Origin of the sequence: Bradyrhizobium sp., from assembly GCF_019242285.1 — a bacterium.
Classification (GTDB): Bacteria; Pseudomonadota; Alphaproteobacteria; order Rhizobiales; family Xanthobacteraceae; genus Bradyrhizobium.
Window position 1 is genome coordinate 1 of sequence record NZ_JAFAVV010000072.1, and the last position, 14509, is coordinate 14509.

Below are 14509 nucleotides of genomic sequence, written 5' to 3' on the forward strand. Positions count from 1 at the left end.
AGCAGGAAGGCTCCGTCCTCCGCCACGGTTCGCGCCGCCCTTCGACCCGAAGCTCGTGCAGCGAGCGTCGGTGGTCCGCGACGGGAACTTCCGATCGCCGCCACCCTGGCTGCTCTCGACGCCACAGGCGGCAGCGCATCCTTGGCCGGAGAGGAATTCAACCGCTGACAATAAACACATTTGCCTTCAATATATTAGGTGGATTTTCCGGGCCCGGTAGCCACTCTTTGCCGCAGGCTGGCTCTTGTCGGGCCGGTTTGAAGCACCTGGGCCATCTGGCGCCGACGCGATGAAGATTTCGTGACTTCACGGGACCGGCTTCGCCGGGGGTGTGCGCCAGACCACCCAGTCCCGCAGCCATGATCCCACCGCGCAGCCCACCAGATAGATCGCAAACATCGTCAGCCAAAGCTCCAGCCAGTAACCCGCGCGGCCCGGAACGACCCGGGCGAGTGCGAGGCCGAGCAGGACTGCCGCCAGCACCGCGAGCGCCCATGCGAGCCGTTTCGGCACGCCCCGGGCGCGGTGCACGACCGCGATCCAGCCCATCGCCAGCCCCAACAATAGCGACGCCAGCAGCCAGCCCCAATTGAACATCACGAGAGTAGCCATCAGGGTCATCTCACCACGAACTCGATGCGGCGGTTCTGCGCCTTGCCCTCGTCGGTCTCGTTGCTCGCGACCGGCTGGGTGCTGCCATAGCCGACCGCGATGAAGCGGCTGGCCGGCAGCCCTGCCCGGGCGAGATAGTCGGCTACCGCCTGGGCGCGCCGTTCCGACAGCGCCATGTTGGCGGCCTCGTCGCCTTCGGCGTCGGTATGCCCGGCTATCTCGATGGTGCTGGTCGTGCAGCGGAGCGCGGTCTCGATCAGGTGATCGAGCAGGCCCGCCGAGTCCGGCTCGATGGTGGCGCGCCCGGTCTCGAAGCGGATCTGCCCCTTGCCGAGCAGGTCGGAGAATAATTGCTGGCAGACGGAGCCATCGACCGGGGCCGACGCCGGCTTCACGGAAATCTCGGCCTTGTAGGCGAAGCCCGGCGGAAAATCCTTCGGCGCGGAACGGATCTGCGCCGCTGCCTGCTCATAGAGGGCGTCGCCGGAGAGCTTCACCTCCCGGTCGGAGACGACCAGCGTGCCGGTCGACAATCGCGACAGCGCGCCCAGCGCCGGCACCACTGCGCCGGCAAAGCCGGATGGCGCGCCGATGCTCGCCTTGAGGTTGTCGACGACCTTCTCGCTGAAGAACTTGCGTCCGGCCGCGGTCGCGACCGCGGCGTGAACCTTGTCATCCGGCACATAGCCCGACAGCGTCAGCGTGACCGCGACCGGGTCCTTGTAGGCCTGCAAGACATAAGGTGGCGCCTTGACGGCATTGGATGCGATGGTGAAGCCCTCGGGAAGATTTCTCAGTGCCGCGCCGATGGCCTCCCGTCCGCCGAGATCGCGCGCCATGCCCTCCAGCATCACGCCGCTGTCGGAGATCGTGATCTTGCCGTCCTTGAGCTTGCCGATCTGGTCGATCAGCAGCAGCGCGGCCTCCTCGAAGCCGGGCGGCGCGCCGCGGGCCAGATTCATCTGATCGGCGACCTCGACGCCGCCGAGGGCGCCGCGCGCCGCCTCCAGCAACTTGGCCTTGCTGGCCGGCAACGGTGCACTGCCGCCGAGCGTGACCCGGGCCACGTCGCGCTCCGCCGACCACACGAAGGGTTTGGCCTCCGGGACCAGACGGGTCTCATCGTCGACCAGCCGCACGCCGGGCACCGCTGCCGCCGCCGCGACGGCACCCTGGCGGCCCTGCTCGGAGAACGCGTCCGCACGCAATTCGACGTCGCGGCCGTCGACCGCGACTCTCGTCTTGTCGAGCACCGCGTCCTTGAGTGCGGCGGCGCTCCGGGAGGCCAGGTCGGCTTCGAGCTCAGTGGTGTTGCTCCAGGCAGCGAAGGCCCAAAAGACGACCAGAGGGATGACGCCCGGCCACCATTTGCTGCTCCACCTGAAAAATCCGCGCATTCGTCGTCCTGAAGGGGTGATAAGCGGAGAGAAAACAAACCGTTGCCGCACTGTCAAACTGGAAATGACGCGCGCCGCGATGCGCCCTTTCCCGCCCTCGCGGCCGAGAACGTCGCTTCATTCCGGGGGCTAACCGTTTCTTTAGCGCTTTTTTGCTAGGTAGCTGAATACGATCCTGACGGACAACCATCCCGCCCATGAAGCAACTCCGCCATGCAGTGATACGGGCAGGTTTGGAGGCGCTTTATTTCAGCGGCGCCCATGTCCTGATGCGGCCGATCTTCGCAGGCGTCGGCGCGATTTTCATGCTGCACCAGGTCCGTCCAGCCCGCTCTGACGATTTCCAGCCCAACCGTCACCTCGAGGTGACGCCGGAGTTCCTGCGCAAGACGCTGATCCACCTGCGCTCGCGCGGCATCGATCTCGTCACCCTGGACGAAATGCATCGGCGTCTGGTGGAACGGAACTTCGCTCGGCCTTTCGCCTGCATCACGCTCGACGACGGCTATCGCGACAACCGGGACTTTGCGCTGCCGGTCCTGCGTGAATTTGACGCGCCTTGCACCGTCTATGTCACCAGTGATTTTGCCGGCGGCTGCGGGCGGTTGTGGTGGATCGCCCTGGAGCGGGCGGTCGCGGCAGCGTGCACGGTCGAGGTGACAATCGGCGGGGTTGAGAGCCGGCTCGATGCCGGCACCCCTGCCGCCAAGCAGGCCGCGTTCGACCGGCTGCACGAATGGCTGCGCGGGCTATCGGAGCATGACATGCGACGCGAGGTCGCAGCACTTTGCACGCAGCACGGCATCGACGAAGCGGCGGTCTGCGGCGATCTCTGCCTGTCATGGGACGAGTTGACGTCGTTCACGCGCGATCCCCTGGTCACGATCGGCGCGCATACCGTCACCCATTGCAGCCTCGCCGGGCAGAGCGAAGCGGCCGCAAGCCGCGAGCTTTCGCTCGGCCGCGAGCGGATCGAGCAGGTGCTGCAACGTCCGGTCGTCCACCTCGCCTACCCCTATGGCGACAGCAAGGCAGCGGGCAAACGCGAATTCGCACTCGCCGGCGCGGCCGGCTACAAGACCGCGGTGACGACGCGGCCCGGCATGATCTTTCCCGACGCCGCCGAGCACCTGACCGCCCTGCCGCGGGTCTCGCTCAACGGCAACTTCCAGGACGCGCGCCTGCTGCCGGTCCTGACCTCGGGCGCGGCGACGGCGATGTGGAACGGATTCCGGCGTGTCGATGCGGGGTGAGGCTGCTCATATCGCAGGCAACATTCGACGCGCGGCGCGGCTCACACGAACAGCAGCACGCCCGACACCAGCAGGATGCTCAGGATGATGCGCCGGAACAGCTTTTCGTTGATGCGGCGGAAGGTCAGGATGCCGAGCACCGTTCCGAGCAGGAGCGCCGGCAGGCTGATGCCGAGGTCGAGCAGGACCCTGGACGACAGGTCGTTGCGGAAGAGCATCAGCGCCAGTGAGAAGATCTGCATCGCCGCGATGAAGGGCTGGACCAGGCCGCGCTGCTGATTCTTCGGCACGCCGTGCATGTCGCACCAGATGGTCGGCAGCGCCCCCGGCATCGCGGTCAATCCGCCGATCAGGCCACCGCCGAACCCGACGAGCGCGTGGCGCGATCGATTCATCTGCTGGCCGTCGACGAGGCCCGGCTTGAACAACATGTAGGCCGCATAGAGCGCCACGACCGCTCCGAACCCCTCGCGGAACAGCTTTGTATCGGCAGTGTGCAACAGCCACACCGCGATCGGTACGCCGAGGAGGCCGCCGAGCACCAGCGTCAGGCTCTGCTTCCATTCGATGTTCCGCCGCAAGGCCCACAGATTGCTGCCCTGTACGCCGACGCTGCAGGCCATCATCAGGGGCACCGCCTCGATCGGCGGCAACACGTGCAGCAGGATGCCCCCGGCGACCGCCGAGAAGGCGAAGCCCGCGAGGCTGGAGACGAAGGCGCCACAGAATACGGCGACGCTAAGCAACAAAAAAGACGCGACGTCGCCCATGCGCGATCGATCCGACCCAAATTCCTGGAAACTTGTCGAGAGAGAGAGCGCGGCCCCCTGGGGCCGCGGCGGCGCCGCTCATGCGGCAGCTATTGCTCCGGCGGAAGCGAAGGCCGATGACGTTGAATGAGGTGGCGGTATTGCCTGAGCGTGCGCTGGGCCTGCAGATGGCGCGAGTGATGCAGGGCGGCGATCAAGGCCGCGAAGAAGCTCCTTCGCTTCGGGGTTTGTCCGGAAGTCGCCGGCGCAGGAGAGGAGGCAATTGCATTCGCAGGAAAAGCTGCGTGTCTCATCATTGAAATTCCGCCAATAATATTCACTGAGCACGAAATTGCCTCGACTTGTTCGACCGAGTTTGTGGGCCCGGTCACATCACGAGAAAGTTGATCCGCCAGTGGTACGGAGGTCACACCACGCCGCGAGTCGACGCGCTTGCATGCGTCGCATGAGTGTCCAGGCACCACCAACGGCGGCGACCATGCCCACCTCGGCGCGGCCTCGCATCCTCCGATCGGGGGAGCGCCCGCGGCTCGTGCTGTTTTTTCTGGATGTGGGGAGATAACAACACACGTGTGGCGTCGAGGGCCAGAGCTACCGAAACTGGCCATATCTGTAGGGTGGGCCAAGGCGCAAAGCGCCGTGCCCACCACCCCTCAACAGCGCTGCTCTGAAACCGTGGGCACGCTTCTACCGTCGCTTGGCGCGCCCCCGTGCTTGTGGCCGCTCAGTCCGCCCTACAGAACCGGGATGTGGAGAGACTACACCACACTCACCGTCATGCCTTGACCGGGGCATCCAGTGCGCCGCGGCCCATCGATTCTGACGTCGCTGGGATGCTGGATCACCCGCTTTCGCGGGTGATGACGCCTTCAAGTGGCAACGCTCAACGTCTTAGGCCCTGGCGTCCAACCTCAGCTCTCGATCTTCACATATTCGAAGTCGCCGGGCTTGTTGTCGATGCCGACCTTGGGCGCCGAGATCCAGGGCGCGAAGCCGCCGGTCTCCGTGACCGGCTGCATCAGCGAGGCGATGAAGTCGCCGTCGCCGGTCGACGGCAGCCATTCGTCGCGGCGCCTGTTCCAGGTCGCCTGGTCGATCAGCAGGCCGTCGGGCGTGGCGTGCACGTCCTTGAACTCGCCGATCGCGCGGTGGAAAGCGACATGCGGCAGTGCCAGTCTGTATTCGTAGCCGGCGGTCGAGATCACCTTGTTCCAGCGCAGCAGGCCCTTGACGCAGTCCTGCGAGTAGTCGTCGCGCAGCCGCATGTTGAGCGCGGTGAGCGCCGGCTCGTCGACCCGCCTGATCTCGCCGTCGACCAGCTTCAGCACCGGATAGGTCGAATGCTGCAGGCGGTGATCGTCCTCGATCTGGGTCTCGTGGTAACGACCCTTGATGCCGGCGTTGAAGGCGTTGGCCGCGTTGGTCGAGACTTCCGAGCCGAACAGATCGAGCGACAGCGTGTAATGCAGGTTCAACTTCTTCTGGATGGTCGGAAGATCGATGACGCCGAGCGCGCGGACTTTCGCGATATCGGCCGGATCGTCGATGCCGGCATCGCGCATCGCGTCACACGTTCGCTGCACGACGCGGGTGATGCCGGTCTCGCCGACGAACATGTGGTGCGCTTCCTCGGTCAGCATGAAGCGGCAGGTGCGCGACAACGGATCGAAGCCGGACTGCGCCAGCGAGTGCAGCTGCATCTTGCCGTCGCGGTCGGTGAAATAGGTGAACATGAAGAACGACAGCCAGTCAGGCGTCTTCTCGTTGAAGGCGCCGAGCATGCGCGGGGAATCGGCGTCGCCTGAGCGGCGGCGCAACAGCTCATCCGCCTCCTCACGGCCGTCGCGGCCGAAATATTTCTGCAGCAGATAGACCATCGCCCAGAGATGGCGGCCCTCCTCGACATTGACCTGGAACAAATTGCGCATGTCGTAGAGCGAGGGCGCGGTCTTGCCGAGATGGCGCTGCTGCTCGACGGAAGCGGGCTCGGTATCGCCCTGGATCACGATCAAGCGCCGCAGCATGGCGCGGTGTTCGCCCGGCACTTCCTGCCAGGCCGGCTCGCCATGATGCTCGCCGAACGGGACGACGCGGTTCTCTTCCTGAGGTGCAAGCAGAATGCCCCAGCGGTAGTCGGGCATCCTCACGTAGTCGAACTTGGCCCAGCCGCGCGGATCGACCGAATAGGCGGTGCGCAGATAGACCAGCGACTGCTGGAAGCCTTCAGGCCCCATGTCGTGCCACCAGTCGAGATAGCCGGGATGCCAGCCCTCCAGCGCCTTCAGCACCTGGCGGTCGGCGGACAGGTTCACGTTGTTGGGAATCTTGGTCGAGTAGTCGACGTTCATGATGTTGACGTTCATCGTCGTGCTCCCTCGCTATACGCGCGTCATGTCGAACCGCGGCTTCTGGCCTGAGCCGTAACGCCGCAGCGCGCCCTCCTCGCCGACCGCGTTGGGACGCTGGAAGATCCAGTTCTGCCACGCGGTCAGGCGGGCGAAGATTTTCGATTCCATGGTCTCGGGGCCTGCGAAGCGCAGGTTCGCTTCCATGCCGGTGAGGCTGTCGGGCGAGAAGCTCGCGCGCTCCTCCAGGAACACGCGGACCTCGTCGTCCCAGTCGATGTCGTCGAGCGCGAAGGTGACGAGCCCGAGCTCTTCTGCCTCCGCCGCATCGACGGCCACGCCGATCTTCTCGCGCGCCCGATCGAGATCGGACGGCTCGGCCTGGAAGCGCGACTCGAGCCGGGTCAGGCCATGGCTCATCGGACAGGGTCCGAAATTCATCGCGGTCAGTTGCAGCTTGGGCGACGGCCGGTTGTCGCCCTGCCGCGAGCCGATCAGCATGTAAGAGCGGTCGGCGGCGAACACGAGCTCAGCCAATGTGCCGGCGAAGCAGGAGCCGGGCTCGACCAGGGTCACCAGCGTGCGCGAGGTGACGTCGATGCGCTTCAGGACGCGCTTCCAGTAATGCCTGATCTCGTTGACCAGCCAGTGCGCCTTGTGGGCCTCGAGCAATTCGTCATAGGCCACGACGTTGGCCGGCTCGCCATGCGACTTGAACACGAGAAGGGCAAGCTCGGGCTCGTTGAGCCGGAGATGCAGGATGGCATCGTCGAGCTCGCGCGCCACCTGGAGCGGCCAGAACCCGGCGCCTTGCGCGAGCATGCCGTCGATGCCGGCCGGCGGCGCGCCCTCCGGCGCCTTGATCGAGAGGATGGCGCTGCGCGCGGCGCGGTCGATATCGACATTGACAAGACCGTAGCGGATGCCGGCGTCGTCGAAGCTCCGCGCAAGCGGCGTCAGCGCGACGCCCTTGCCCTCACCATTGCGCTTGGAGCCCGCGGCGAATTCCTTGGCGCGCTCGGCGACCTTCGCCTCGAGCCCGGAGTTCGGCGCAATCTCGTCGACCAGCCGCCATGCCACGGCACGCTTGCCCTTGATGCCTTCCTCGATGGTGCAGAACACGTCGGCGCGGTCGCGCCGGACCTTGCGCTTGTCGACCACCCGCGTCAGCCCGCCGGTGCCCGGCAGCACCGCGAGCAGCGGCACTTCGGGCAGCGCGACCGCGGCCGCGCCGTCGTCGGCCAGGATGATGTGGTCGGCCGCGAGCGCGAGCTCGTAGCCGCCGCCCGCGGCCGTGCCGTTGACGACGCAGATGAAGCGCTGCCCGGAATTGTCACTGGAGTCCTCCAGTCCGTTGCGGGTCTCGTTGGTGAACTTGCAGAAATTGACCTTGTGGGCGTGGCTGGCGCCGGCCAGCATGCGGATGTTGGCGCCGGCGCAGAACACCCGGTTCTTGCCCGACCGGATCACCACGGCCTTCACCCCGGGATGCTCGAAGCGCAGCCGCTGCACGGCGTCCGCCAGCTCGATGTCGACGCCGAGGTCGTAGGAGTTGAGCTTCAGCTCATAGCCCTCGAACAGGCCGGCATTCTCGTCGACGTCCAGGGTCAGCGTCGCGACCTCGCCGGCGACGTCGAGCTTCCAGTGCCGGTAGCGCGCCGGATCGGTCTGGAAATCGATGTTCTTCGCGCCATTGGCGAGGGCACGCGTTTCACCGGCCATCGGCCACCTCTGAACGTGTTTGTGGATCGTCGTGACATGCACAATAGTGCATGTTTTGATGCCAGTCTACCCCGAAACACGAAAATGTGCATTTTGTTTCATGTGAGGCAGCCAACGGCGCTTGCAAATTCCGCGATCGCCTTCAGCGTCGCCACCGGCGCTTCACGGTGCGGAGAATGCCCCGCACCCGGCAGGATCGTCACCTCGACCGGGCAGTAGCACTCCTCCCGGCCGATCTCGATCTGGCGCATCGTCCCGTACTGGTCGTCGGCGCCCTGCACGATCAGGACCGGCACGCGGATGTAGGCGAGGTGGTCTGAGATGTCCCATTGCCGGAAGTCAGGATCGAGCCAGGCGCCGGCCCAACCATGGAAGGTGTTGTCGACATCGCGGTGCCAGCGCGCGAGCTTTTCGCGCAGGTTGGTCGTCTGGTAGGCCCGCCTCGTTTCGGCGATGGCGGCTAGCCCCACCTCCTCGGTGACGAAATGCGGCGCAATCAGCGCCACCGCACCGATGCGGTGATCCTGCACACCGCCGGCATAAATCGCCGCGATCGAGGCGCCGTCGGAATGGCCGAGCAGGAGCCCGCGGCGGAAACCGATTCGCTCGAGGACTCTTGGCAGCACGTCCAGCGCCTCACGGTGCATGTAGTCGAGCGGGCGCGGCAGCGTCACCGGCGATGACGCGCCATAGCCGGCACGCGAATAGACGAAAACCCCGGCGCCGGTCGCGGCCTGCAGCCTTTCCGGAAAGTCCCCCCACAGCGCAGTGCAGCCGAGCCCTTCGTGCAGCATGACGATAGTCGGCGCCGCGGCGGGCTGCGGACCGATCATGCGGTATTCGAGCTCGGCACCGCTGATGCTGAGGAAACCGGATGGTGCGAAGGTCATGCGAGGCACCGTGAGTGCCGCACGACGTAATGCGCCCTCTCCCCCCTTGCGGGGGAGAGCTGGAGAGGGGGGTAGCCACACGCACAGTGCTCGGGGCTCACCCCCCTCCCTAACCCTCCCCCGCAAGGGGGGAGGGAACGAGCTGTGCGTGCCGCAACGCCTCCGATCCTATCCACCAGCAACATCATCAATTCGCATCGCGCCGGAATGACGGCGGGTTACGCTGCTCCATCGCGCAGCTTGAAGCGCTGGATCTTGCCGGTCGCGGTTTTGGGCAGGCTTTCCACCGCCTCGATCCAGCGCGGATATTTCCAGACCCCGATCTTCTGCTTCACATGGTCCTTGAGCGCGTCGTCGAGCCCTGACGTCGCAGCGCCGGCGCGCAGCACCACGAACGCCTTCGGTTTCAACAATCCTTCCGGATCGGCTTCCGGCACCACGGCGGCTTCGAGCACGGCGGGATGGGTGATCAGCGCGCTCTCGACCTCGAACGGCGACACCCAGATGCCCGACACCTTGAACATGTCGTCGGAACGGCCGCAGAAGGTATAGCGGCCGTCGGCCTCGCGGACGTACTTGTCGCCGGTCCTCGTCCAATAGCCCTCGAAGGTCGAGCGGCTCTTGGAGCGCTGGTTCCAGTAGCCCTCGCCCGCCGACGGCGCGTGCACCAGCATCTCGCCGACCTCGCCATCGGGCACGTCGGCGCCGCTTTCGTTGACGAGGCGCACCTGATAGCCCGGCACCGCGCGGCCAGCGCAGCCGTATTTGATGTCGTCAGGCGCGTTCGACAGGAAGATGTGCAACAGCTCGGTCGAGCCGACGCCGTCGAGGATGTCGACGCTGAAACGCGCCTTCCAGGCATTGCCGACGGCTTCCGGCAGCGCCTCGCCGGCCGAGGTGCAGATGCGCAGGCGGCTGCCGCAGCGCATCTGTTTCGACGCCTCGTCATTGAGCATCGCCGCAAACAGCGTCGGCACGCCGTAGAAGATGGTCGGGTTGTACCTGTTCAGGAGCGCGAACATGGCGGCCGGCGTCGGCCGCTCCGGATTGAGCACGGTGGTGGCGCCGACCGACATCGGGAAGGTCAAGGCATTGCCGAGACCATAGGCGAAGAACAGCTTTGCTGCGGACAGGCAGACGTCGTCCTCGCGGATGCCCAGCACCTGTCTTGCATAGGTGTCGGCGGTCGCAGCGAGATTGCCGTGCAGATGACGCACGCCCTTGGGCATGCCGGTCGAGCCCGACGAATAGAGCCAGAACGCCGGCTCGTCGGCATGGGTCGCGACGGTCGAGAACGCATCGCTCTCACGCGCGAGCTCTTCCGACAATAGTTTGTGTCCGAACGCGTTGTTGCCGGAGACGACGACGCAGTCGAGATCGGGCATCCGGCCGACAATGTCCTTCACGACTGGATAGAGCGCTTCCGAGACGAACAACACCCGCGCGCGACAATCGGCCAGCACATAGGCATATTGCTCGGTGGTGAGCAGCGTGTTCAGCGGCACCGGCACGATGCCGGTGCGGATCGCGCCGAGGAACACGGCCGGAAAATCCACCGTGTCGAGCATGATCATCGCGACGCGCTCCTCCCGGCGAACGCCGAGCCGTCGCAGCAGATTGGCGACGCGGCAGGTCTGCTGCTGCAGGCCGCGATAGGTGATTTCCGACACCGTGTCGGTGTAGACCAGCTTGTCGCCGCGGCCCTCGTCGACATTACGGTCGAGCAGCCATGTCACCGCGTTGTAGGCATCCATGACGTTTCTTCCCCGCCTGAGAATTATAATGCATAACAAGCCACCGCATTGGCTTGCTGTCAATCCCGTTCGGCATTATGTTGCCGGAATATGACTGAAACCAGCGATCCCGAGATCGGCTTTCTCGAACAGCTCGGCCAACGTGTCCGCACCATGCGCGCGCTGCGCGGGATGTCGCGCAAGGTGCTCGCCAGGGTCTCCGGTATTTCCGAGCGCTATATCGCCCAGCTCGAAAGCGGCAAGGGCAATGTCTCGATCGTGCTGCTGCGACGCGTCTCGACCGCGATGGGCGCGCATCTGGAGGACCTGATCCCGGCCGGCGATCCGGCGCCGGACTGGCAGGTGATCCGCGATCTCCTGCGCAAGGCGACACCGGCGCAGATCGCGCAGGCCAAGGATGCGCTCGCCGGTCATGGCGCCACGGCCCAGCACCGGCCCTCCTTCGCCGGCATCGCGCTGATCGGCCTGCGCGGCGCCGGCAAGTCGACATTGGGAAAAATCCTGGCGGCGCGAATCGGTTGGAATTTCGTCGAGCTGAACAAGGAGATCGAGCGGCAGAACGGCCTGTCCGTCGCCGAGATCATCGCGCTGTATGGCCAGGAAGGTTTCCGCCGCATGGAGCAGAATGCATTGAAGCAATTGCTGGCGCGAAAGGAATTGATGGTGCTGGCAACCGGCGGCGGCATCGTCTCCGAGCCTCTGACCTTCGACCAGATCCTGTCGTCGTTCCACACCGTCTGGCTGAAGGCCGAGCCGGAAGAGCACATGGCTCGCGTGCGCAAGCAGGGCGACCTCAGGCCGATGGCGGACGATCGTTCCGCAATGGCGGAATTGCGCAACATCCTCCTAAGCCGCGAGCCACTCTATGCCCGCGCCGCCGCCGTGGTCGATACTGCGGGGCTCACGGTCGATGCTGCCGCGACGCAGCTGGTCGAGGCGGTCAGGCCGGTGGTGCAGGAAGAGACGCGACTGGCGGCACGGGGCTGATCTCGCGCGATCAGCCGCGGTGCCCGGCGTCGCGGAGCTCGGCGTAGCTCAGGGCGCGCAGACCGGCACCGTCGAAATAGACGAAGCGAAGCTTGCGGCGCTGCGCGACGAAATTGGCCGGCAGCGGATCGTAGCGGAAGCTGCCGCCGCCGAGATGCGGCGTCAGGCTGCCAACGTCGGTGAGCGCATCGATCTCGACCCGCAACAGCCGCAAGGTCGCTCCATTCACCGCCATCTCGAACGGCACCCGCGCCAGCCGCAGGAAGCTCGTGGGATCGGCCGCGGCAAGAAAGCCCTCGGCGAACGCCTTTTCGACCTTGTCGAGATCGGGCTCGACGGCCACGGCGCCGCCGGCCGGCTCTGGCCGATGCGGCGTCTGCCATTGCGCCGCCGCCCGCGCGGGGTGCGACAGGTTATGCCCCGGCCCGGGGACGGCGTGACCGTGCGGATGGTGGTGGTCATGATCATGGGCATGATGATGATCGTGGCCGTGGTGGTGATGATCGTGGCGATCCATGACAACCTCTAATGACAACCCTCAATAGGCGACCGGCTTGTTGATGATCTTCTTGTGGCTGCCGAGCTTGCCATGCGCGACCATCGAGCCCAGCGCCTCGACGACCACGCGCACGCCGATCAGCGCGGTGATGTCGGACGTGTCGTAGGGCGGCGATACCTCGACGACTTCGAGGCCGCAGAGTCCTTCGGCGGCGACGAGCCCGAGAATCTTCAGCGCCTCGCGCGGCAGGAATCCTCCCGGCTCCGGCCAGCCGGTGCCGGGCACGAAGCCGCAATCGATCGAGTCGACATCGAAGGAGATGTAGACCGCGTCGGCGTCCTTCCAGGCCAGTTCGAGCGCGATCTCCGCGGCCTTCTCCAGCCCGATCCGCTCGATGTCGGCGATCGTGAGCACGTTGGTGTTGCGCTTGCGCGCGACCTCGACGCCCTCGCGCGGCACCTGCCAGCCACCGATGCCGAGCTGCACGAGATTGGTCGGCGACACGTTCGGCAGATTGGTCGCCCAGTACCACGGCGTGGTGTGCATGCGCTCGTCGAGATCCTTTTCCTGGATGTCGATGTGCCGGTCGAAATGGATGATGCCGATCTTCCGGTCGGTGCATTGCGCGATGCCGCGCACACAGGGAAAGCCGATCGAGTGATCGCCGCCGAGCATGACCGGCAATGCGCCCGAGGAGAACACATGCGCGACGCCGCGCGAGATCTGGTCAAAACTCTTTTCGAGGTTGGCCGGAATCGTGAAGACGTCGCCGGCGTCGCACAGCGTCATCTGCTCGCGCAGGTCGACGCCGAGCTCGTAATTATAGGGCGTGTAGAGCGCAGAAATCCGGCGGATGCCCTGCGGCCCGAACCGGGTGCCGGGCCGGTAGGTGGTGCCGGAATCGAAGGGAATGCCGATCACCGCCGCGTCGTATTTGGCGACGTCGCGCACGTTCTCGACATAGGGCGCCTTCATGAAGGTGTTGATGCCGGCAAAATGCGGCAGCTCGCCGCGGGCAAAGGTCGGGATGTCGCGATCGGTCAGGCTGTCGGCGCCGGGCAGGCCCATGTCGAGCGCCCATTGCCGCTCCTTGCGCCAGCCGGCGCTCGGCAGCCGGCCCTCCGCCTCGAGCGACTGCCAGCCCTGCGTCGCCATCTTGTCGAAGTCGGGATGGTGGCGGCGCGTGCGCCGTGGCTGCGGGAAAACGCCTGCATGATGCGAGCGGCGCGTGCGGGGTTCGTGGGGCATGGCAGCGCTCCTTGGTTGGTTTGTCATGTCTCAGGCTTCGGCCTGCGCCCGGATGAAGCCCAGCACCGGCACGGAGCTGTCGCGGGAGAGGTCGAGGTCATAGGTGATCCTCGCACCATAGCGTTCCGGCGCCTGCGGATCGCGGCGCGGACGGTCGAGCGCGATCAGCCGCGTCGCCAGCCCGAACGCCTCCTTGATGTCATGGGTGACCATCACGATGGTCATCTTCAATTCGCGCCACAGCGGCTTGATCAGCGCATGCATCTGCGCCCGCGTGCCCGGATCGAGCGCGCCGAACGGCTCGTCCAGCAGCAGCACGCGGGGCTGCTTGGCAAGCGCCTGCGCGATCGCCAGCCGCTGCTGCATGCCGCCCGACAGCGCGCTCGGATATTTGTCGCAATGCTCGGCAAGCCCGACCGCCTCGATCAGCGCACGGCTCTTCCCGACCGCCTCGCGGCGCGCTGCGCCGAATAGCCGCGCGCCGAACCTGCTCCCGGCGAATTCATAGCCCAACAGGACATTGCCGAGCACGGTGAGATGCGGAAACACCGAATAGCGCTGGAACACGATGCCGCGGTCCGGTCCGGGCTCGGCTGGAAACCATTCGCCGTCGAGCAGGACGGTGCCTTGCGTCGGCCGCTCCTGGCCCAGGATCAGGCGCAGGAAGGTGCTCTTGCCGGCGCCGGACGGACCGACCACGGAGAGGAACGTGCCCGACGCGATTTCCAGATTGATCCGCTCCAGCACGATCTGATTGCCGTATTCGACCCAGACGTTGCGGAACGACAGCCCGCTCACCGGCGCCCCTCCTCGGCGAACGCCCAGGGAAACGCGCGGCGACCAGTCCACGACAGCGCGAGATCGAACAGAAAGGCCAGCAACGTGATCCAGACGACATAGGGCAGGATCACATCCATCGACAGATAGCGCCGCACCAGGAAGATCCGGTAGCCAAGCCCGACGTCGGAGGCGATCGCCTCCGCCGAGATCAGGAACAGGAAGGCCGGTCCGATCATCAGCCGCACGCATTTG

Annotated in this window: 12 protein-coding genes and 1 pseudogene; 2 read left to right on the top strand and 11 right to left on the bottom strand. The window is 65.8% G+C overall.

The genetic code is table 11. The annotated features are described in order from the left end of the window. Positions 1–306 precede the first annotated feature (306 nt). Together JOY90_RS03050 and JOY90_RS03055 are read right to left on the bottom strand one after the other, a co-directional pair. On the bottom strand, positions 307–612 hold the full coding sequence (locus JOY90_RS03050) for a hypothetical protein (protein WP_291689692.1): 306 nt from the start codon (positions 610–612) through the stop codon (positions 307–309). A gap of 5 nt (positions 613–617) precedes the next feature. Next, a complete protein-coding gene (locus JOY90_RS03055; RefSeq protein ID WP_291689693.1) occupies positions 618–2009 on the bottom strand; it encodes an OmpA family protein in 1392 nt (463 codons plus the stop codon). A gap of 197 nt (positions 2010–2206) precedes the next feature. Here JOY90_RS03055 and JOY90_RS03060 point away from each other — a divergent pair, with 197 nt between their 5' ends. Then, entirely contained in the window at positions 2207–3262 is a 1056-nt protein-coding gene (locus JOY90_RS03060) for a polysaccharide deacetylase family protein (protein ID WP_291689694.1), read from the top strand. Between the two features lie 41 nt (positions 3263–3303). On the opposite strand, the gene JOY90_RS03065 is transcribed toward JOY90_RS03060, so the two are convergent. From JOY90_RS03065 to JOY90_RS03085, 5 genes are all read right to left on the bottom strand, one after another. Then, positions 3304–4032 carry a sulfite exporter TauE/SafE family protein gene (locus tag JOY90_RS03065; protein WP_291689695.1) on the bottom strand — a complete coding sequence of 243 codons (729 nt, stop codon included), beginning with the start codon at positions 4030–4032 and terminating at the stop codon, positions 3304–3306. 911 nt (positions 4033–4943) lie between these two features. Beyond that, complete coding sequence (boxB, locus tag JOY90_RS03070) at positions 4944–6395, bottom strand: benzoyl-CoA 2,3-epoxidase subunit BoxB (protein WP_291689696.1); 1452 nt, start codon at positions 6393–6395, stop codon at positions 4944–4946. A 15-nt stretch (positions 6396–6410) separates the two neighbouring features. After that, positions 6411–8099, bottom strand: coding sequence for a 2,3-epoxybenzoyl-CoA dihydrolase (gene boxC / locus JOY90_RS03075; protein WP_291689697.1), 1689 nt, complete (start codon positions 8097–8099; stop codon positions 6411–6413). Positions 8100–8197: 98 nt separating this feature from the next. Further along, positions 8198–8989 (bottom strand): alpha/beta hydrolase, encoded by a 792-nt coding sequence (locus JOY90_RS03080; RefSeq protein ID WP_291689698.1) that lies wholly within the window; start codon positions 8987–8989, stop codon positions 8198–8200. A 218-nt stretch (positions 8990–9207) separates the two neighbouring features. Further along, positions 9208–10743, bottom strand: coding sequence for a benzoate-CoA ligase family protein (locus JOY90_RS03085; RefSeq protein ID WP_291689699.1), 1536 nt, complete (start codon positions 10741–10743; stop codon positions 9208–9210). A gap of 90 nt (positions 10744–10833) precedes the next feature. Between JOY90_RS03085 and JOY90_RS03090 the strand changes: the two genes are divergently transcribed. Next, positions 10834–11730: a helix-turn-helix transcriptional regulator gene (locus tag JOY90_RS03090; protein WP_291689700.1), complete on the top strand. Its 897-nt coding sequence runs from the start codon at positions 10834–10836 to the stop codon at positions 11728–11730. Between the two features lie 10 nt (positions 11731–11740). Here JOY90_RS03090 and JOY90_RS03095 read toward each other — a convergent pair whose 3' ends face one another. The 4 genes and pseudogenes from JOY90_RS03095 to JOY90_RS03110 form a co-directional block, all read right to left on the bottom strand. Continuing rightward, positions 11741–12247, bottom strand: coding sequence for a hypothetical protein (locus JOY90_RS03095; protein ID WP_367276872.1), 507 nt, complete (start codon positions 12245–12247; stop codon positions 11741–11743). 21 nt (positions 12248–12268) lie between these two features. After that, on the bottom strand, positions 12269–13477 hold the full coding sequence (locus tag JOY90_RS03100; protein WP_291689701.1) for an agmatinase family protein: 1209 nt from the start codon (positions 13475–13477) through the stop codon (positions 12269–12271). Positions 13478–13507: 30 nt separating this feature from the next. Beyond that, positions 13508–14275 (bottom strand): ABC transporter ATP-binding protein, encoded by a 768-nt coding sequence (locus tag JOY90_RS03105; protein WP_291689702.1) that lies wholly within the window; start codon positions 14273–14275, stop codon positions 13508–13510. Continuing rightward, a pseudogene (locus tag JOY90_RS03110) lies at positions 14272–14509 on the bottom strand (ABC transporter permease); the annotation flags it as partial. The pseudogene JOY90_RS03110 and the gene JOY90_RS03105, both read right to left, overlap by 4 nt.

What these genes read in the sequence shown, in the direction of transcription:
- JOY90_RS03050 (WP_291689692.1), bottom strand. Translation starts at nt 612, where the DNA reads ATGGCTACTCTCGTGATGTTCAATTGGGGCTGGCTGCTGGCGTCGCTA.
- JOY90_RS03055 (WP_291689693.1), bottom strand. Translation starts at nt 2,009, where the DNA reads ATGCGCGGATTTTTCAGGTGGAGCAGCAAATGGTGGCCGGGCGTCATC.
- JOY90_RS03060 (WP_291689694.1), top strand. Translation starts at nt 2,207, where the DNA reads ATGAAGCAACTCCGCCATGCAGTGATACGGGCAGGTTTGGAGGCGCTT.
- JOY90_RS03065 (WP_291689695.1), bottom strand. Translation starts at nt 4,032, where the DNA reads ATGGGCGACGTCGCGTCTTTTTTGTTGCTTAGCGTCGCCGTATTCTGT.
- boxB (WP_291689696.1), bottom strand. Translation starts at nt 6,395, where the DNA reads ATGAACGTCAACATCATGAACGTCGACTACTCGACCAAGATTCCCAAC.
- boxC (WP_291689697.1), bottom strand. Translation starts at nt 8,099, where the DNA reads ATGGCCGGTGAAACGCGTGCCCTCGCCAATGGCGCGAAGAACATCGAT.
- JOY90_RS03080 (WP_291689698.1), bottom strand. Translation starts at nt 8,989, where the DNA reads ATGACCTTCGCACCATCCGGTTTCCTCAGCATCAGCGGTGCCGAGCTC.
- JOY90_RS03085 (WP_291689699.1), bottom strand. Translation starts at nt 10,743, where the DNA reads ATGGATGCCTACAACGCGGTGACATGGCTGCTCGACCGTAATGTCGAC.
- JOY90_RS03090 (WP_291689700.1), top strand. Translation starts at nt 10,834, where the DNA reads ATGACTGAAACCAGCGATCCCGAGATCGGCTTTCTCGAACAGCTCGGC.
- JOY90_RS03095 (WP_367276872.1), bottom strand. Translation starts at nt 12,247, where the DNA reads ATGGATCGCCACGATCATCACCACCACGGCCACGATCATCATCATGCC.
- JOY90_RS03100 (WP_291689701.1), bottom strand. Translation starts at nt 13,477, where the DNA reads ATGCCCCACGAACCCCGCACGCGCCGCTCGCATCATGCAGGCGTTTTC.